Origin of the sequence: Nonomuraea corallina (genome assembly GCF_027620315.1) — a bacterium.
Lineage (GTDB): Bacteria > Actinomycetota > Actinomycetes > Streptosporangiales > Streptosporangiaceae > Nonomuraea > Nonomuraea corallina.
The window spans coordinates 1-18,988 of sequence record NZ_JAPNNL010000054.1 but is presented as its reverse complement, the minus strand read 5'-3'; the positions used below and the strand labels follow the sequence as shown (position 1 = coordinate 18,988).

Genomic DNA, 18,988 nt, shown 5'->3' with positions numbered 1-18,988 from the left:
AATGTCATCAAAAACGGCCGAAGGGCCTGGCTTTCGCCAGGCCCTTCGGGTGGTACAGGAGAATCGAGGTTTGGACCCCCGACCCAGGAAGATCAACCCGAATTACTTGGGCATCGGGGTGATCTGGCCCGACCAGACGTTCTTCGCGGCGTTGTAGACCGCAGCGGTCTCACCGTCGAAGTACGGGCTGGACATGTAGTCCCAGCGGTCGTTGCCGTCCGTGTCGTACAGAACGCTGGTCACGCCGTTGACGTAGCCGAGGCGCTTGGCGTTGCTGTACTTGAAGAGCCACGGGGCGCCGTTGTAGCCGCCGGTGACGGCGCACTTCAGCGACACGTGCTCCTCGATCTTCAGCGACGGCACCTGAGTGGTCTTGGCGCCGGTCTTGCCGTAGCACCACTTCGGCGTGTTGCCGGAGTACGGCTTGCTGCCGTCGGGGTGCTTGGCGTAGGGGTAGCCGAAGGTACGGACGTACTTGCCGGTCGGCTGGTTCCACGCGAAGCCCTGGCCACCGACGACGTCACCGAGGCGTCCGACGTCCTTGACCTCGTGCACGACGATGAAGAAGTCGGTCCGCATGAAGCGGAACTCCTTGCCGGGCTTGTACCACTGCTGCACGTAGTAGTGCGTGATGGTGTAGTTGCCGGCCTTGTCCTTGTCCTTGGAACCCGGACCCTTGTAGGCGTACCACTGAGCCTTGGTGACGTGCTCGGTGACGGGCTCACCGAACTTCGCACCGTTGGCCTTGCCCACCGGAGCCTTGAAGTACTCGTACTTGCTGACCTCGGCCTTCTCAACCACCGCGCCGGGGTAGTCCGGGCCGACCTTCTCGGCCTTCGCGCCCGGGTCCACCCAGTAGTAGTCGGTGGTCTTGGGGTCGAGCTTGCCCTTCTTGTACTCCTCGAAGGAGACCTGGACGTCCTTGCCGAACTTCTCGCCCTTGTAGGCGTCGAACTCGGCCTTGGTGACCTGCTTCGGCTTGTTGAGCGTGCCGCCGACGCCGTTGTAGACCGTGACGAACGCGTAGTCGCGGTCGAAGTCCTCGTAGACGTCGAAGTCGTAGTGGGTGAAGGCCTGCTTGCCCACGTACACGCCGTAAGGCGTCTTGCCCTGGTAGTAGCCCGGGACGAAGACCCAGCGCGACACGACCTCGTCGTTGCCGGCCACGTCGTAGACGCAGGAACCGGCGGTGGCGACCAGGTTGCGGTAGTTCGACTGGATCGAGGTGCCGGAGCACCAGTAGAGGTTGCCGTCGCGACCCTCGAAGAAGACCTTGCCGATGGTCTTCGGCAGGTTCACGTTGTGGGTCTTGCTGGCGACCTTCTTCTCCTCGCCGATGGGCGCGGTCGAGCCAGGCTTGCCGTCGGGCGAATAACCGCCCTTGGACACGATCTTCTTGACCGCCTTGTCGTCCCAGTAGTAGGCCGTGGCCTGCTTCAGGGCGGCGTTGTTGGACTTGGTCCAGAAGTCGAGGACTTCGGCGGCCTTCGCCTGGCTGGCGGCCAGGGCGTCAGAGGCGACCTTGTCGTCGGCCTGAGCGGTGCCGGCCAGGCCGGCAGCCAGGAGACCAGTGGCCAGAATGGCGCCACCGGCCGGAAGGAGGATGCGCTTCAAGGTAACTCCTTGCGCTGTCGTGGAACGCCTCTTGCGTCCCATGCGTCAGTAAAGGGATAGCCAGAAGATACAGCGTCGATCTTGCTCGCCGGAAGCCGCTTTGGAAGGAAAAGAGGCGACAAGTCGGGCGTGATCAATCTGTGATGTTTATTCGGCTCCCACGCAGGAGCGGGGTGAAGGCACCCTGAGAGGTGTTCCCGCAGATCAGCATAAGGATGTTGTTAAAGTGACTCGGGAGATTCGTGCGCCGTACCGGTGACCGCGATGGGACAGGTGTGACGCACATCACAGTGCTCTGATGGCACCATCCACGGCTCCCGTGCGTCCAAGCGCCCTTCACCTTTCCGGCTCCGGGAACGCCGAAGGGCCCGGCTGGACTGCCGGGCCCTTCGGGTCTTACAGATGACGATCTCTCAGGGATCGACCGTCAGGGCGTCCCCACTTAGAGGATCTTGCCGGACCACACGTTGGCGGCGGCCTTGTACACCGTGTTCGTCTCGCCGTCGAAGTACGGCGACGAGATGTAGTCGACGCGGTTGTTGCCGTCCTGGTCGTTGAAGGTGCTGGTGACACCGTTCACGTAGCCGAGACGCTTGCTGTTCTTGTAGTTGTACAGCCAAGGACCACCGTCGGCGCCCTCGGTCATCGCACACTTGAGACCGATGTGCTCCTCGATCTTCTTGGCCTTGTCACCCACCAGCTTGTTCGTGGTCTTGCCGTAGCACCACTTCGGGGTAATGCCGGTGAAGTTCTTGTGGCCGTCGGGGTGAGCGGAGGCCGGGTAGCCGAACACGCGCACGTACTTGCCGGTCGGCTGGTTCCACGCGAAGCCCTGGCCGCCGACGGCGTCACCGAGGCGGCCGGCGTCGGTCGCGGCGTTCTCGATGATGGTGAAGACGGTCTTGTAGAACTTCGTGTCGGAGCCGGGCTTGACCCACTGCTGCACGTAGTAGTGCGTGATGAGGAAGTTGCCGGCGCGGTCCTGCCACTTCTTGCCGGGGCCGCGGTACTTCTTGTAGTCGCTCTCGGTGACGATCTCGGTGATGGGCTCACCGAACTTCGCACCGTTCTTCTTGCCGATCGGAGCGCGCTGGTACGTGCGCTCGCTGACCTCTTCCTTCTCCACGACCGCACCCGGGAAGTCCGGGCCGACCTTCTCGGGGCGAGAGCCGGGCTTCACCCAGCACGCCTCGGTGGAGGTGGGGTCGAGCTTGCACGCGCGGAACTCCTCGCGGCTGATCTCGACGTCCTTGGCCTCCTTGAGGCCCTGGTACTTGTCGAACTCGGCCTTGGAGACCTTCTTGGCGGTGCCCCCACCGAGCTTGACGCCGTTGTAGACGGTGACGAACGCGTAGTCGCGGTCGAAGTCCTCGTAGACGTCGAAGTCGTAGTGGGTGAAGGCCTGCTTGCCGACGTAGATGCCGTAGGGGGACTTGCCCTGGTAGTAACCGGGGACGAAGACCCACTTGGACATCACGTCGGAGTTGGACTGCACGTCGTAGACGCAGTGAGCGGCGGTGGCGACGAGGTTGCGGTACTTCGACTGGATCGAAGTGGCCGAGCAGTACCTCTTCTCGCCCTTGCCGTTGACGAAGAACACCTTGCCGATGGTCTTCGGCAGGTTGACGTTCTGCGCCTTGGCGGTGCTCTTCTTCTCTTCGCCGATCGGAGCCGTCGAGCCCGGCTTGGTGTCCGAGCTGTAGCCGCCCTTGCTCTGCAGCTTGTTGACGTCCGTCTTGTCCCAGACGTTGGACTCCTTGGCGGCCTTCAGAGCAGCGCCGTTGTTGTCCGCCCAGAACTCGGCGATGGCCTTGGCCGCGGCGGCGTTCTTCGCCATCGCGTCGGTGGCGACGTCGCTGGTGGCCTGAGCGGTGGTGGCCAGGCCGGCGGCCAGGAGACCGGTGGCCAGGATGGCGCCACCGGCGGGAATGAGGATGCGCTTCAAGGGAACTGCTCCTTGGTCTGTCGTGGGCCGCAACGTGCGTCCCATGCGTCAGTAAAGGGATAGCAAGGAACATAGCGCGGTGATCTCCGCAGGTGGAAGCCAATCCGAAAGGTCCGGCATTGACCCAAACCGTCGTGACCATTCCGTTATCAGTCAGAGATAATCGCAATGAGTGATCATGAGAGCACGTTTGCGCAGGACAGGGAGGAGGTGTGGCTTCTGGTACGAAAGTGCCGTTAGAGAGGTTTCACGCATTGTAGTCAGCCGAATGTGACTTAGATCACAGGAACCGAACGGGGCTGATCCTCCGTCTAACATGCCAGCCTTCTGCCAGGAAACCTTCAGGTTCGCGGATCGCGCGGTAGATATGTGCCACTTTGAGAGGTTCTGTGGCGCGCCGGAGATCGGTCGCGCCGTCCGCGAGCCACCCGGTTCCCGCGGGCATGCGAAAGGGCCCGGCGGAAGGCCGGGCCCTTGCAGGGTGGAGCGGGAAGGTCAGCGGTAGAGCTCGCCGTTGGGGCCGACGATCTTGCCCGACCACACGTTCTTGGCCGCGTTGTAGACCGCGGCCGTCTCCCCGTCGAAGTACGGGGACGTGATGTAGTCGATCCGGTCGTTGCCGTCCTGGTCGGCGAAGGTGCTGGTCACGCCGTTGACGTAGCCGACCCGCTTGGCGTTGCTGTACTGCTGGATCCACGGCCCGCCGTCATAGCCGGGGGTCACGGCGCACTTGAGCGCGACGTGCTCCTGGATCTTGAGCCACGAGGCGCTCACGGACTTGCCCGTGGTCTTGCCGTAGCAGTGCTTCGGGGTGACGCCGCTGTACGGCCTGTCGCCGTCGGGGTGCGGCGCCGAGGGGTAGCCGAAGGTGCGGACGGTGCGGTTGGCGGGCTGGTTCCAGGCGAAGCCCTGGCCGCCCACGTTGTCACCGAGCCGGCCGGCGTCCTTGGACAGCAGGATGTAGTGACGGCCGCCCCAGGACCGCTTCGGGCCGCTGAACCGCTGGAACTCGCGCTTGCTCACCTGCTTGGCGCCGGTGAACTGGATGCCGTTGTAGACGGTGACGAACGCGTAGTCGCGGTCGTAGTCCTCGTAGACGTCGAAGTCGTAGTGGGTGAACGCCTGCTTGCCCACATAGATGCCCCAGGGCGCCTTGCCCTGGTAGTAGCCGGGCACGAAGACCCAGTTGTCCAGCAGGGCCTTGTTGGACTCCGTGTCGTACACGCAGCGGCCGGCCGTGACGACCAGGTTGCGGTAGTTCGACTGGATCGAGGTGGCCGAGCACCAGCGGTACTTGCCCGAGCCGTCGACGAAGAACACCTTGCCGACGGTCTTGGGCAGGTTCACGTTCTGCGACCCGCCCGCGGCCTTGTTGCCGCTGGTGGGGGCGGCGGTCCCGGGGCTGCCGTCGGGGGAGTAGCCGCCCTTGGAGACGACCTTCCGTACGTCGTTGGAGTCCCAGGTGTACGCGGTGGCGCGGCGGAGGGCGGCACCGTTCGAGGCGAACCAGAACGAGGCGACCGAAGCCGCCTGGCCGGCGTTCCTGGCCATCGGGTCGATCGCGACGTCTCCGGCGGCCAGAGCGGAGGCGGGCAGACCGACGACCAGCATGCCGGTCGCCACGGCGGCACCGCCGATGGGGAGGAGGATGCGCTTCAAGGTAACTCCAGGCTTCTGTCTTACGCCGGCGCGGCGCCTTGGTGCGCCCGGATACCGGCAGATGGACAGCCGGAACCGTACAACGGTTCACTCTGGTCCTGCGGGTTTTCATCACCCGTTGTCAACGTGACAGACGTCGCCGTGACCGTACCGAGATCCGTGTAAGGGCTGATCGCCCCGAGTGGCCACCCCAGAGGGCGTGAACTACATCACATTTGCTGGCGTCGTCTGCGCGGCGGCGTGACGGTAGACGTCACCCGCCACCGGCCCGAGGTATGGCGAGGACACGGCGTCGAACTCGCCCTTGGCGTCCCGGTTCCAGGTCAGGCTGTTGACGCCGATGAGAGCGCCCAGGTTGGCGCGCAGGCCGGTGATCCACGGGCCGCCGCTGGCGCCCTTGCTGAAGTTGCACGGGCTGAGCTGCACGCCGTGGTCGAGGTCGAGGCCGGGCGCGATGGTCTTGCGGGTGGCGCCCACGCAGCTCCTCAGCGTCTGCCCGTTGAACGGCTGGCTGCCGTCGGGCTGCGGGCCGGCGGGGTAGCCGAACGCGTGCACCTGGGCCATCGGCGGCTTCCTGGACAGTTCCAGCCCGAGCCCGCCGACGTTGTCCTGCAGCCGGCCGACGTCCTTGGCGATGTAGGCGTTGCCCTGCTTGACCCAGGTGAAGCCGCGGTGGACGGTGACGAACGCGTAGTCGTAGTCGTAGTCGTTCTTGCCCGGCCAGTCCTCGTGCATGCTGATCGAGGAGCCGACGTAGACGCCGTGCGGCGTGGCCCCGGCGGCGCCCGGGTCGGGAACGAAGATCCAGGAGTCGGCGGCCTCGCCCCGGCGGGGGTCGTAGGCGCAGTGCGCGGCGGTGGCGACCACGCTGCGGTTGGCGGCCGCGACGGCGGCGGCCGAGCACCAGAACTCCTTGCCTCCGAGGCGGAAGAAGACCTTGCCGACCGTGCTGGCCGCGCCCTGCCGCGGCGCGACGGCGTTGACCGGACCGGCCTTCTTGCGCAGGGCCGCGATGCGCTGGGCCGGCACGTTCACCGAGCCGCCCCCGGCCTTCGGCGCGCCCGAGGGGGGCGCGGCGGGGCTGTAGGTCTCGGCCTTCCTGAGCCTCTCGGGCTTCCAGTAGTCGGCGACCTTCTGCACCTCGGCCTTGCTCTTGGCCAGCGAGACGGCGAAGACCTGGCTCGCCGTGGCGCCGGCCGTCCCCTGGAAGGCGGGCAGCATCAGCAGCGCGCCGCTGACGGCGGCGGCTAGCAGGTGCTTGGCCCGGGGGATCATGAAAGTGCCTTTCTGGGGTTGTAACGGTGGATTTTTCCAGATCAACAAGGCGTATTGCAGCCGGGATGGAGATTCGTTATCTGAGCGAGCGTGACTTGCGTCGCATAAGAACCATGTCAAGGGCGCGATAAATGATCTTCATTGTACGTCGTCATCCCAGGTGGGCCTGGGATTGACGCGCGAATTCGCGTGGCTCGCGGACCCTTAAGGGGGACACCGCGATCGGCGGGGAGATCGCTCTCGGATTGCTTGATCGTCGCTCATAGATCTTGTTCTGGGCCCGCCCTGGGAAACCCGTTCCTTATCAACCGAATCTTGTTCTGGTTGGATGGGGGCATGGATCCACGCACCCCCTGTCTCATCGGCGCGGCCCAGCGCACCGTCCGCGAGCAGCCCGGCCCCGAACCGCTCGACCTGTGGGAGGAGATGGCACGCGCCGCCGCCGGCCAGACCCGCTTCCCGGTGGAACGCCTCGACTCGATCCAGATCGTCTACACCGACTCCTGGCAGTACGACACGCCCACCGGCCGGCTCGCCGAGAGGCTCGGCGCCACCCCCCGGCACACCGCGTACTCCAAGGTGGGCGGCACCGCCCCGCAGACGCTCATCGGCCGGGCGGCGGCCGGGATCGCGGCCGGAGAGCTGGACTCCGCGCTGATCACCGGCGCCGAGGCGCTGGCCACCCGCCGGGTCTACCGGCAGGCGGGCGAGCGCACGCCGTGGAGCCACCCCGCCGACCCCAGGCCGCCCTACGGCTGGGAACGGCCCCCGCACCCGAGCGAGCTGGCGCACGAGCTCTTCCTGCCCGTGCACACCTATCCGATCATGGAGACCGCCCGCCGCGCCGCCCTCGGCCTCACCATCGAGGAGGAGATGCTGGACCGCGGCCGGATGATGGCGCCCATGACGCGGGTGGCCGCGGCCAGCCCGCACGCCTGGCGGCGCACCCCGCGCACCGCTGAGGAGCTGATCGGCGGGGGCCGGTTCGTCGGCTGGCCCTACAACAGCAACACCGTGGCCGTGATCGAGGTCGACCAGGCGGCGGCCGTCCTCCTGGTCAGCTCCGAACTCGCCGACCGGCTCGGGGTGCCCGGCGACCAGCGCCTCTACCTGCGCGGCTGGGCCTACGCCGAGGACACCTGGGAGGTGGCCGCCCGGCCCGCGCTCGGCGCCTCCCCGGCCATCGCCAGGGCCGCGGAATCCGCGTTCGCCAGGGCCGGGCTCACCCTGGACGACATGCGGGCGTTCGACGTCTACAGCTGCTTCGCCATCGCGCTGCGGCAGGCGTGCGACGCGATCGGACTCGACCCGCTGGACCCTCGGGGCCTCACCGTCACCGGCGGCCTGCCGTACGCGGGCGGCCCGGCCAGCGACTACGTGCTGCACTCCACCACCACCATGGCCGAACGGCTGCTGGCCGAAGGCGGGCACGGGCTGGTCACCGGCGTCGGCATGCATCTCACCAAGCACACCTACGCGATCTGGTCCACGGAGCCGGGGGGCGTCCTGGGCGGGCCCGAGCCCGTCTTCACCGCCGAGCCGGTGCCGATCGCGGACGCCTGCGAGGGCCCGGCGGTCGTGGCCGGCTACACGGTCGCGCACGCCAAGGACGGCGCCCGGCAGCGCGCCCACCTCGTGGTGGAGCTGCCTTCGGGGGCGCGGGCGTACGCGCACGTGATCAGGGACGACCTGCTGGCCGACGCCGAGTCGCGGGAACTGGTGGGGCAGCGGGTTCAGCTGACGACGGACGGTCAGGTCAACGTGGCGAGTTGGTGAGACGGCAAAGACGATGCAAAGATTGTGGTCGTACGACTACACTCCGCTATTGACATTTAAATGTCACTGGCGGACGCTGGAGTCATGCGGAGGACCACGGTGCGCATCGACGAGACACTCCTCAACGAGGCGAAGGCGTACGCGGCCAGAAACGGACGCAGTCTCAACTCAGTGATGGAGGACGCCTTGCGCCACCTACTCAACCGCTCCGCCGACTTGGCCGACCGGCCTCGGGTGGAGCTGATCACTTCCGACGCGGAGCCCGGCTACCAGCCTTGGGTGCGGGTACGCCTCGAGGCCGGCGAGAAGCTGGAGCACATCGCCTTCGAGCTCGACGACCTGGAGATGCTGAAGGGGTTGCGGGATGCTGCTTCTTGACATCAACGTCCTGGTCAACGCCTTCCGGCCGGAGGTGGTGGAGCACAAGCGCTACACCGCGTTCCTGGAAGACCTGATCAATGGGGACTCCAGCTATGCCGTGAGCGACTTCGTCGTCAATGGCTTCATTCGCATCGTGACCAACCGGAAGGTCTACATCAACCCGGATCCACTCGACCGGGCGCTGACCTTCGCGCAGTCCTACCGCAATCAACCCCACGCCGTGGTGGTGACACCCGAGGACAGACACTGGGACATCTTCACGCGCCTGTGCCGCCGGACGGGTGCGGTGGGGAAACTCGCTCCCGACGCCTACCTCGCGGCGCTCGCCATCGAGCATGGATGCGAATTCGTGACCTGTGATCGGGATTTCGCCAAGTTCGAGGGGTTGCGCTGGCGGTCGCCGCTCCACTGAACTGAAGGCAGCACCACTCGCCTGCGAGGTCCGCCGTGGCCAATCCGTTCGACGTCATCGAGGGGGGCGGGCGCGACCGCCGCCGCCCGATCGGACTCGTGCTCGTGCTTGTGCTGCTGGGCGTGTCCTTCGTCGGCCTGGTCCTCAGCCGCCGGGAGGAGTCACCGGCCGCGACGGCCGACAGGCCCATCAGTCCCATCCGGTCGCTCACCCGCGTCGGCAGCGGCCACAACCTGCTGCACCCTCAGCCGTCCGTGAAGGGCGACGTGGCGCGGATCGAGGTGGTGTTCCCGCACGGCGTCCGGGCCACCGTGCGCTACCCCGCCGAGCTCGGCCTCGAGCGGCTGGGGCTGCGGCCGTTCCGGGGCCTGTGGGTGGACGGCCGGTTCCGCCAGCTCACCGCCCCCTACAACGGCGAGCTGGAGATCACCAAGGGCGGGGAGCCGATCAGGTCGTTCGCCGACAACGTGACCCTCTGGCCGCGCCAGGCCGGCAGCGGCTCGTACGGGCAGGTGCTGCTGTTCGCGTTCGGCCCCTGGCGGATGGCCCTGTACGACCGCCTGCCCGGCCTGGACTTCGCCCAGCGGGTGGCGGTCGCCGAGGGGTTGCGCGGCCAGGTGACCGACGACGGCCACCTCGTGCTGTCCGGCGCCGGCCGGGTGCGGCTGGCCGAGCCAGGCGACGTCGAGGAGGGCGACCCGGTGGGCCCGCAGCTCTGGTTCGGCGGCGGCTCGACCGACATGGTGGCCCTCATCCCCAGCCCCGGCTGCGAGAAGCCGCGCGGACTGCCCCGCGCCATCCGGGGACGCGGACGCCCGGCCGAGGACGTGTGCCGCGACGGGATGCGGGTGGTCGCCATGGGCGACGAGGCGTTCATCGGCAAGGCGCTCGACGGCATCCGGATCAGCGTCAAGTAAGGTGCGGCCATGTTCGCCGTTACCGCCACACAGACCGATGCCGACAACCCCCTCGCCGGGCTGACCCTGGGCGAGCGCCCGGAGCCGAAGGTCCCCGACGGCTGGACGACCGTAGCGGTGCGGGCGACCGCGCTCAACCACCACGACCTGTGGACGCTCAAGGGCGTCGGCATCCGGCAGGACCGGCTGCCGATCGTGCTCGGCTGCGACGCGGCCGGCGTCGACGAGGACGGCAACGAGGTCGTCGTGCACGCGGTGGTCGGCTCGGGGGCCGACGAGACGCTCGACCCGAAGCGGTCGCTGCTGTCGGAGGTGTACGACGGCACGTTCGCGGAGCGGGTGGCCGTGCCCCGCCGCAACCTCGTGCCCAAGCCCGCGGCGCTCTCCTTCGAGGAGGCCGCCTGCCTGCCGACGGCGTGGCTGACCGCGTACCGGATGCTGTTCGACAAGGCCGGGCTGGAGCCCGGCTCGACCGTGCTGGTGCAGGGGGCCGGGGGCGGGGTCGCGACCGCGCTCATCGCGCTGGGCCGCGCGGGCGGGTTCCGCGTCTGGGCGACCAGCCGTTCGGAGGCCAAGCGGGAGCGCGCCCGTGAGCTGGGCGCCGACCAGGTCTTCGAGACCGGCGCCCGGTTGCCGGAGCGGGTGGACGCGGTCATGGAGACCGTGGGCCAGGCCACCTGGGACCATTCGCTCAAGTCGCTCAAGCCGGGCGGGCGGATCGTGGTCAGCGGCGCCACCAGCGGAGCCGTCCCGCCGGCCGACCTGAACCGGGTCTTCTTCCTCCAGCTCTCGGTGGTCGGCTCGACCATGGGCACCCGCGATCAGCTCCGGCGGCTGGGCGTCTTCCTGGAGCAGACCGGGCTCCGGCCGGTCATCGACCGGACGGTGCCCCTCGCGCAGGCCCGCGACGGGTTCGCCGCCATGCACGAGGGCGACGTCTTCGGCAAGATCGTCTTCACCGTCTGACGGGCCGCGGGGCGCGCCTGGCGGCGGGCGACCAGGCGCTGCACCGGCGGGCGCAGACCGGAGCGGATCACGGCCGGAGGGTGTCGCGGACCTGGGCGGCGGCCTCGTCGAGAGTGCGCCGCAGGTCGTCGAGCTTCTGGCGGGTGAGGCGGGAGCCCGACGCCTCCTCGCGCACCCGGGCCACGAAGTCGGCCAGCGCCTCGCCCAGCTCGTTGTCCAGCTCGACCCGGTTGTCCGGCGCGTCACCGAGCGTGCGCCACACTTCCGCCCAGATGCGCCGCCACTCCCCGGCCATCCGCTCACCCTGGCCCTGCCAGTGCTGGGCGTGCTCGGTCCACTGCCGCTTCTGCTCCTCCTTGAGCCGCCGGAACTCCTGCTTCTGCCGTTCGTGCGTCTGGTGGACGTCGTCGCGGGAGCCGGTGCGCACGTCCTTGGCCATCCGCGTCAGCTCCTCGCGCAGCGACTTGACCGTGTCGCGGACGTCCTCCTTCACCTCCCTGGCGATGTCGCGCACCGAGGCCGAGATCTCCCGCTCCAGGTCGTCGAGCTCGTCGAGGCGCTCGTTGAGCTCGGCGCGGCCCTTGTCGGTGATGGAGAACACCTTCTTGCCGTCGGTCACCTCGTGCGTGACCAGGCCCTCCTCCTCCAGCCGGGCCAGACGCGGGTAGATGGTGCCGGGGGAGGGGGAGTAGACGCCGAGGAAGCGGTCCTGCAACAGCCGGATCACCTCGTACCCGTGACGGGGGCTCTCCTCCAGCAGCTTGAGCAGGTACAGCCGGAGCCTGCCGTGACCGAAGACGGGACTCATTCCTTCTCCCCCTTGAGCAGCGTGACGTCGCCGGAGACGGTCGTGGCCGACAGCGACGCCATGCCGCCGCCCAGCCGGCCCGACATGGACCGGGTGCCGGAGCCGCCGTTCTGCGCGATCTCGTCGAAGGCGCTGACCAGCCGGCCGGACGTCGACCTGATCGTGACGTCCGCCTGCGCGTTGTCCGGCAGCCGGACCATGATGGCGCCGGAGACCGTGTGCAGCGTCACGTAGCCGGTCGGCCGCAGCGCGAGGTCGGCGGTGATGCGGCCGGAGACGGTGTTGGCGCGCAGCCTGCGCGGCAGGCCGCCGGCCACCGTCAGGTCGCCGGAGACGCTCTTGAACGACAGGTCGCCTGCCATCGCCCGGCTTTCCACGTGGCCGGAGGCGGTGGTGGCGTGCACCTCGCCGCTGACGCCGTCGAGCACGATCTCCCCGGACACGCTCTTGACCCGCGTCGTCGCCTCGAATCCGGTCACGACGGCGGACGCCGACACCACCCCGGCGTTGACCACGCAGCCGCGCGGGACGCTGAGCGTCGCGACGGTCCTGCGCCGGTCGCGACGCAGCCAGCCGAGCATCCCGTCCCAGGTCAGATCCTTGTACGTGACGCTCAGCCGGCGGGCGTCCTCGTCGTAGGTGACCAGCAGCGGTGAGCCGGAGTCGAACTCGGTCACGTCGAGCGCCGGTGGACCGTCACTCGCCAGCACGGCGAGCCGGCCGGCGACGACGCGCACGTCGAGCGAGCCGACGTGCCCGAAGGTGAGCTGTTCGGGGCCCTCGATCGTCCACTGCTGCATCATTCCGCCCTCTCCACGACACACCTGTCTAAGACACGATATGTCGCGTCGAGGCAAAACTCAAGATGTATCGCGTTTACCGGGAGAGGTCGCCGGTCACTCGTCCACGTCGTCGAGCCTGGCCAGCCAGGTGGCCAGGCGCTCGACCGGGGTCTCGAACTCGGGATGGAGATCGACGAACTCGCGCAGCCGCTCGCCGAGCCACAGCAGGGTGACCTCCTCCTCGCCCCGCCGGTCGACCAGCTCCTCGATCCCCCGATCCGTGAAGTACATCGCGCTCCGTCTCCTCCGCTCCGCCGGGCGCGCCGGCGCGTCCACCTCTGACTTTAGTGCCGTGCCCGGCCCCGCCAGGACGGCCGGGAAACGCGCCGGCCCCCGCCGGGTGGGCGGGGGCCGGCATCGGGACCGATCGGATCAGCCGTAGACCTGACGCAGGATCTCCTCCAGCTCCGCGTCGTGGGCGGCGTGCGAACCGGCCGCGGGCGAGCTGTTGGCGGGCCTGGAGACGCGCCGCAGGCGGCGGCCGTCGAGCAGGTCGGGGTCCTCCGCCAGCTTGAGCGACAGGTAGGGCCACGGGCCCATGTTGATCGGCTCGTCCTGCACCCAGAGCAGCTCCGCCTGCGGGCTGTAGCGGGCCAGCTCGGCGTCGAGCTCCTCCTTCGGGTACGGGTAGAGCCGCTCCAGGCGGACCAGCGCGACATCGTCACGGCCGTCGGCCTCGCGCTTGGCCAGCAGGTCGTAGTAGACCTTGCCGGAGCACAGCGCCACCCTGGTGACCTTGCCCGGGTCGATCAGCGTCTCGCCGATGATCGGCTGGAAGGTGCCGGAGGTGAAGTCGGCGGCCTTCGACGTGGCCCGCTTGTGGCGCAGCAGCCACTTCGGCGTGAAGATGACCAGCGGCCGGTGACGGCCCGACTTCACCTGCCAGCGCAGCAGGTGGAAGTGGTTGGCCGGGGTGGTCGGCTGCGCGACCGTCATGTTGTCGAGCGCGCAGACCTGCAGGAAGCGCTCGATCCGGGCCGAGGAGTGGTCGGGGCCCTGGCCCTCGTAGCCGTGCGGCAGCATCAGCACCACGGCCGACCGCTGACCCCACTTCTGCTCACCGGACGAGATGAACTCGTCGATGATCGTCTGGGCGCCGTTGACGAAGTCGCCGAACTGCGCCTCCCACGCCACCAGGGCGTCGGGCCGCACGACGCTGTAGCCGTACTCGAAGCCCAGCGCCGCGAACTCGCTGAGCAGCGAGTCGTAGACGTAGAACTTCGTCGTGCCCTGGTTGAACGTCTTGAGCGGGGTGTGCTCGGCGCCGGTCACGCGGTCGACCAGCACCGCGTGGCGCTGGGTGAACGTGCCGCGCCGGGAGTCCTGACCGACGAGGCGGACCGGGTGGCCGTCGATGAGGAGCGACCCGAACGCCAGCGTCTCGCCCGTGCTCCAGTCGATCGCGTCCTGCTCGACCATCTGGCCGCGGCGCTGCAGCACCGGCGCCAGGCGCGGGTGCGGCGTGAACCCCTCGGGCAGGCTGAGCTGGGTGTCGACGATGCGCTTGAGCGTCTCGTCGGTGATCGACGTCGCCGTGTCGGCGTGCGACCACTTGACCACCTCGGTCGGCGGCACCCGCATCGCCCCCGCCTCCAGCGGCTTCTTCGCCGCCTCACGGGTCTCGGTGAACGCCTGCTCCAGCTTGGCCTGGTAGTCGCGGAGCGCCGACTCGGCCTCCTCGACCGTGATGTCGCCCCGGCCGATCAGCGCCTCGGTGTAGAGCTTGCGGGTCGAGCGCTTGGCGTCGATGAGGTCGTACATCAGCGGCTGGGTGAAGGCGGGGTTGTCCCCCTCGTTGTGGCCGCGCCGGCGGTAGCAGATGAGGTCGATGACCACGTCCTTGCGGAACGTCTGACGGTACTCGTAGGCCAGCTGGCCCACGCGGACCACGGCCTCGGGGTCGTCGCCGTTGACGTGGAAGATCGGCGCCTGGATCATCCGCGCCACGTCGGTCGCGTAGACCGAGGAGCGCGACGAGGCGGGCGAGGTGGTGAAGCCGACCTGGTTGTTGACCACGACGTGCACGGTGCCGCCGGTGCGGTAGCCGCGCAGCTGCGACAGGTTGAGCGTCTCGGCCACGACGCCCTGGCCGGCGAAGGCCGCGTCGCCGTGGACGAGCACCGGCAGGACCGTGAAGCCCTCCTCGCCGCGCTCCAGCAGGTCCTGCTTGGCGCGGACGACGCCCTCCAGGACCGGGTCGACCGCCTCCAGGTGGGACGGGTTGGCCACCACCGAGGTGGTGATGGTCTTGCCGCTCGGCGAGGTGAACTCGCCGGAGGCGCCCAGGTGGTACTTCACGTCGCCGGAGCCGTGGGCGGTGCGCGGGTCGATGTTGCCCTCGAACTCGCCGAAGATCTGCCCGTAGGACTTGCCCACGATGTTGGCCAGCACGTTGAGCCGGCCGCGGTGGGCCATGCCGATGACGACCTCGTCGAGGTCCTCGTCGGCGGCGTCGCTGATCACCGAGTCGAGCAGCGGGATCAGGGACTCGCCGCCCTCCAGGGAGAAGCGCTTCTGGCCGACGTACTTGGTCTGCAGGAAGGTCTCGAACGCCTCGGCGGTGTTGAGCCGGCTCAGGATGTTGAGCTGCTCGTCACGGGCCGGGGAGGCGTGCGGCTTCTCCACCCGCGCCTGGATCCAGGCCCGCTCCTCGGGGTTCTGGATGTGCATGTACTCGATGCCGACCGTGCGGCAGTAGGAGTCGCGCAGCACGCCGAGGATCTCGCGCAGCTTCATCAGCGGGCGACCGCCGAAGCCGCCGGTGGCGAACTCGCGCTCCAGGTCCCACAAGGTCAGGCCATGGGACTGGATGTCGAGGTCGGGGTGCTTGCGCTGCTTGTACTCCAGCGGGTCGGTCTCGGCCATGAGGTGGCCGCGTACGCGGTAGGCGTGGATCAGCTCCAGCACCCGGGCGGACTTGGACACGTCGTCGTCGTGCGAGGCCGACACGTCCTGCACCCAGCGGACCGGCTCGTACGGGATCCGCAGGGACTCGAAGATCTCGTCGTAGAAGCCGTCCTCGCCCAGCAGCAGCCGGTGGACCGTGCGCAGGAAGTCGCCGGACTGCGCGCCCTGGATGATGCGGTGGTCGTAGGTGCTGGTCAGCGTCATGACCTTGGAGACGGCCAGGCGGGAGAGCGTCTCGGGGGACGCGCCCTGGTATTCGGCGGGGTACTCCATCGCGCCGACGCCGATGATCGTGCCCTGGCCGGGCATCAGGCGCGGCACGGAGTGGACGGTGCCGATCGTGCCGGGGTTGGTCAGGGAGATCGTGGTGCCGGCGAAGTCGTCGACGCCGAGCTTGCCGGCCCGGGCCTTGCGGACGACCTCCTCGTAGCCCATCCAGAACTGCCGGAAGTCCATCTCCTCGGCCGCCTTGACGGACGGCACGAGCAGCTGGCGCTCGCCGTTGCTCTTCTGCACGTCGATGGCCAGGCCGAGGTTGACGTGCTCCGGCTTGATCAGGGTCGGCTTGCCGTCGACCTCGGCGTAGGAGTAGTTCATCTCCGGCATGGTCGCCAGCGCCCGGACCACGGCGAAGCCGATCAGGTGGGTGAAGGAGACCTTGCCGCCACGACCCCGCTTGAGGTGATTGTTGATCACGATGCGGTTGTCGACGAGCAGCTTGGCCGGGATGGCCCGCACACTGGTCGCGGTCGGGATGGCGAGCGAGGCGTCCATGTTGACGGCCGTGCGCGCCGCGGCGCCGCGCAGCTTGACCTCCTCGGCGCCCTTGGGCACCGGGGTCTGCGGCTGCTTCGGCCTGGCGGCGGCGGGCGCCGCCTTGGGCGGCTCCTTCGCCTGCTTGGGGGCCTGCTTGGAGGCCTGGTCGGGGGCCGGTGTGGGGGTGGATGCGGGAGGAGGCGCGGGCGCGGTAGCCGTGCCGTTCGCCGCCTCCCTGGCCGGGGTGCGCCCCGGTCCGTAGTCAGGGTTGTAGTCAGCGAAGAAGTTCCACCAGGCCTTGTCCACAGACTCGGGATCCTCGAGGTACTTCTGGTACAGCTCGTCGACAAGCCATTCGTTCTGACCGAAGCTTGCCAGCGGGTTTGTCCGCGACGACTCAGACGACACGGCGGAAATCGCCCTCTTCCGCAGATCGGCGTTGATGATAGAGAACCTGTCCAAGGCTACTCGCCTGGACCGGCTCAGCGCGCAGCCTAGGGCGTCGCGTCATGGTCGATCCTCTCGGGGTCCCCGAAGAGGCCGCGCCTCTCCTTGCCTGTCCAGGCCAGCGCCAAGACTATTACTCTTTCGTACCAACCCCAGGCGGGGAGGTTTACTTCCCTCCTGAGAGCAGCCGGGAGCTGATCCGGACCTCCGGCGTGAGCCGGGTCAGCAGGTCGGCCAGCTCTTCGCCGGCCTCCTTCAGCTCCTCCAGCGTCATCGGCTCAAGCCGCTCCAGCAGGAAGATCGCGTTGGTGGTGTCCTCGGTGAGCCGGGTGCGCGCCACCTGGCGCCAGTTCCACCGGCGGCAGGTCACGCCCGCGTCGTCGCGCCAGATCACCTCGCCGGGCTCGGGCCGCCCCAGCGCCTCCTCCGACTCCTCGTCGCCGGTCGCCCTGACCAGGCGGGCGGGGCCGGAGTAGCGGTCGAGGTCCTCGCCGCCGATGGGCAGCGCGTGCTTGACGCTGACGGAGTTGTAGGCGTCGACGACCAGGTTGATCTCGGGCAGCGGGAGTCTGCGGGTGAGCGCGTCGACCGACGGGCGGGTGCGCTGCGGCTTGGCGCCGAAGGCGCGGTAGGCGTCCTTCCAGGCGTCGATCCTGTCGGTCCTGGCCGGCCGCGCGGCCTCGGCCGCCTCGGCGAGCCAGGCGCGGGACCGGTCGTCGGTCGGTCCGTTGCGCAGGCCGCGGGCCGTCATGGCGAGCACCGCGAAGTCGGGACGGAGCGCGGTCACCGCGTCGTCCACCCAGATGTCGTCGAGCATGCGTCCAGTCTATCGATCTCGAAGCACCGCAAAATTGTCTTTGCAAAAAAGCCTTTGCGGTTTAGGCTTCCCCGTATGGAGGAGCGGTACAAGATCAGTGACCCTCGGGTGCTCAAGGTGGTCGCCCACCCGCTGCGGGTGCGCCTGCTCGGCCTGTTGCGCGGCGACGGGCCGGCCACCGCGAGCGAGCTGGGCCGCAAGGTCGGCGAGAGCTCGGGCTCGACCAGCTACCACCTGCGCGAGCTGTTCAAGTACGGCTTCATCGAGGAGGACGCCGACCAGCGCGACGGCCGCGAGCGACGCTGGCGGGCCCGCCATCGCTACACCTCGTGGGACGCCGCCGAGCTGTCCGCCAGCGTCGAGGGCCGCGAGGCGCTCAGGATCATGCACCTGCGCCAGGCCGAGATGGTCGGGCGGGTGATGGAGGAGTACGACCAGGCCGATTGGCCCGAGGAGTGGGCGGACGTCTCCGGGATGAGCGACCACCTCCTCACCCTGCCGCCCGCCGCGCTCCGCGAGTTCAACGACCGGGCCGAGGAGCTCCTGCGCGACCTCGCCGCCCGCCACGCCGGCGACCCCGCCGCCAGGAAGGTGCACGTCTGGCTGGGCGCCCTTCCCCGCGCTGCCAAGGAGGCTTCCCCGGAGGAGGAGTCATGACCGCCCGTTCCGCGTTACGCCGCTACACGCTCGTCTGCTTCCTGGCCTGGCTGCCGGTCGGGCTGGTCATGCCCTCGATGGTGCTGCTGATGACCGAGCGAGGTCTCGGGCTGGCGCAGATCGGCCTGGTGATCACGGTGTTCTCGGCCGTCACCGTGGCCCTGGAGCTGCCCACGGGAGGCCTCTCCGACGTGGCGGGGCGCCGCGTGATGCTCGCCGTCTCCGCCGCGTTCCTGACCGCGGCGCTCGTGTTGATGAGCGTGGCCACGACGTTCTGGATGTTCCTGGTCAGCGGCGCGCTCAAGGGCGTCGCCCGGGCCCTGTCCAGCGGTCCCGCCACCTCCTGGTACGTCGACACGCTGCACCGCCTCGAAGGGCGAGACGCCGATCTCAAGCCGGGGCTGTCCCGTGGCGCGGCCATGGAGTCCGTGGCGCTCTGCCTCGGTGTGCTGGCCGGCGGCGTCCTGCCGCTCGTGGCGCCGGCCGAGGTGGTGTTCCCGCTGGCCGCGCCGAGCCTGGCCGGCGCGGTGGCGGCGGCGGTCCTGCTGGCGGTCGTGCTGCTCGCGCTGCCGGAGCCGCCGCACGCCCGCCGGACGCTGCGGGGCGTGCTGCGCGAGGTGCCCGCCACGGTCGTCGCCGGGGTGCGGCTGGCGGCGGGCGGGCGTGTGCTGCGCCGCCTGATGCTCGCCTCCGCCTGCTCGGGCGTCCTGCTCATGTCGATCGAGCTGCTCACTCCCGGCCGGCTGGCGCAGCTGGCGGGCACGACCGAGCAGGGCAGCACGGCGTACGCGGTCGTCGCCGCGCTGGGG

The 18,988-nt window shown here is 68.9% G+C and carries 16 protein-coding genes; 7 read left to right on the top strand and 9 right to left on the bottom strand.

Annotated elements, in window-relative coordinates:
- Positions 1 to 102: 102 nt before the first annotated feature.
- The 4 genes from OUY22_RS15925 to OUY22_RS15910 all read right to left on the bottom strand — a co-directional run bounded on the left by OUY22_RS15925 (position 103) and on the right by OUY22_RS15910 (position 6,493).
- Positions 103 to 1,614 (bottom strand): trypsin-like serine peptidase, encoded by a 1,512-nt coding sequence (locus OUY22_RS15925; RefSeq protein WP_270155747.1) that lies wholly within the window; start codon positions 1,612 to 1,614, stop codon positions 103 to 105.
- Between the two features lie 442 nt (positions 1,615 to 2,056).
- Positions 2,057 to 3,559 carry a trypsin-like serine peptidase gene (locus tag OUY22_RS15920; RefSeq protein ID WP_270155746.1) on the bottom strand — a complete coding sequence of 501 codons (1,503 nt, stop codon included), beginning with the start codon at positions 3,557 to 3,559 and terminating at the stop codon, positions 2,057 to 2,059.
- A 495-nt stretch (positions 3,560 to 4,054) separates the two neighbouring features.
- Positions 4,055 to 5,218, bottom strand: a complete 1,164-nt coding sequence (locus OUY22_RS15915) for a trypsin-like serine peptidase (RefSeq protein WP_270155745.1) — start codon at positions 5,216 to 5,218, stop codon at positions 4,055 to 4,057.
- Between the two features lie 204 nt (positions 5,219 to 5,422).
- Positions 5,423 to 6,493 carry a trypsin-like serine peptidase gene (locus OUY22_RS15910; protein WP_270155744.1) on the bottom strand — a complete coding sequence of 357 codons (1,071 nt, stop codon included), beginning with the start codon at positions 6,491 to 6,493 and terminating at the stop codon, positions 5,423 to 5,425.
- Positions 6,494 to 6,829: 336 nt separating this feature from the next.
- Between OUY22_RS15910 and OUY22_RS15905 the strand changes: the two genes are divergently transcribed.
- The 5 genes from OUY22_RS15905 (at position 6,830) to OUY22_RS15885 (ending at position 10,945) form a co-directional block, all read left to right on the top strand.
- On the top strand, positions 6,830 to 8,269 hold the full coding sequence (locus OUY22_RS15905; RefSeq protein WP_270155743.1) for an acetyl-CoA synthetase: 1,440 nt from the start codon (positions 6,830 to 6,832) through the stop codon (positions 8,267 to 8,269).
- A gap of 99 nt (positions 8,270 to 8,368) precedes the next feature.
- On the top strand, positions 8,369 to 8,647 hold the full coding sequence (locus OUY22_RS15900; protein ID WP_270155742.1) for a hypothetical protein: 279 nt from the start codon (positions 8,369 to 8,371) through the stop codon (positions 8,645 to 8,647).
- Positions 8,634 to 9,062, top strand: coding sequence for a type II toxin-antitoxin system VapC family toxin (locus OUY22_RS15895; protein WP_270155741.1), 429 nt, complete (start codon positions 8,634 to 8,636; stop codon positions 9,060 to 9,062). The genes OUY22_RS15900 and OUY22_RS15895 overlap by 14 nt, the downstream gene beginning before the upstream one ends.
- Before the next feature lie 35 nt (positions 9,063 to 9,097).
- Complete coding sequence (locus tag OUY22_RS15890; RefSeq protein ID WP_270155740.1) at positions 9,098 to 9,979, top strand: hypothetical protein; 882 nt, start codon at positions 9,098 to 9,100, stop codon at positions 9,977 to 9,979.
- A 9-nt stretch (positions 9,980 to 9,988) separates the two neighbouring features.
- Positions 9,989 to 10,945, top strand: coding sequence for a zinc-binding dehydrogenase (locus OUY22_RS15885; RefSeq protein WP_270155739.1), 957 nt, complete (start codon positions 9,989 to 9,991; stop codon positions 10,943 to 10,945).
- Between the two features lie 67 nt (positions 10,946 to 11,012).
- Here OUY22_RS15885 and OUY22_RS15880 read toward each other — a convergent pair whose 3' ends face one another.
- From OUY22_RS15880 to OUY22_RS15860, 5 genes are all read right to left on the bottom strand, one after another.
- A complete protein-coding gene (locus tag OUY22_RS15880) occupies positions 11,013 to 11,753 on the bottom strand; it encodes a PadR family transcriptional regulator (protein ID WP_270155738.1) in 741 nt (246 codons plus the stop codon).
- The gene (locus tag OUY22_RS15875) at positions 11,750 to 12,556 is read right to left on the bottom strand and encodes a DUF4097 family beta strand repeat-containing protein (protein ID WP_270155737.1); all 807 of its coding nucleotides are present in this window, start codon (positions 12,554 to 12,556) and stop codon (positions 11,750 to 11,752) included. Before OUY22_RS15875 ends, OUY22_RS15880 begins: the two co-directional genes overlap by 4 nt.
- Positions 12,557 to 12,649: 93 nt before the next feature.
- The gene (locus OUY22_RS15870) at positions 12,650 to 12,826 is read right to left on the bottom strand and encodes a DUF6104 family protein (protein WP_270155736.1); all 177 of its coding nucleotides are present in this window, start codon (positions 12,824 to 12,826) and stop codon (positions 12,650 to 12,652) included.
- Between the two features lie 141 nt (positions 12,827 to 12,967).
- Complete coding sequence (locus tag OUY22_RS15865; protein ID WP_270155735.1) at positions 12,968 to 16,666, bottom strand: multifunctional oxoglutarate decarboxylase/oxoglutarate dehydrogenase thiamine pyrophosphate-binding subunit/dihydrolipoyllysine-residue succinyltransferase subunit; 3,699 nt, start codon at positions 16,664 to 16,666, stop codon at positions 12,968 to 12,970.
- 205 nt (positions 16,667 to 16,871) lie between these two features.
- The gene (locus tag OUY22_RS15860; RefSeq protein ID WP_270155733.1) at positions 16,872 to 17,522 is read right to left on the bottom strand and encodes a B3/B4 domain-containing protein; all 651 of its coding nucleotides are present in this window, start codon (positions 17,520 to 17,522) and stop codon (positions 16,872 to 16,874) included.
- A gap of 75 nt (positions 17,523 to 17,597) precedes the next feature.
- Here OUY22_RS15860 and OUY22_RS15855 point away from each other — a divergent pair, with 75 nt between their 5' ends.
- A complete protein-coding gene (locus tag OUY22_RS15855; protein WP_270155732.1) occupies positions 17,598 to 18,179 on the top strand; it encodes a winged helix-turn-helix domain-containing protein in 582 nt (193 codons plus the stop codon).
- The coding region (locus tag OUY22_RS15850) for an MFS transporter (RefSeq protein WP_270155731.1) at positions 18,176 to 18,988 on the top strand (813 nt) is incomplete at its 3' end. The genes OUY22_RS15855 and OUY22_RS15850, both read left to right, overlap by 4 nt.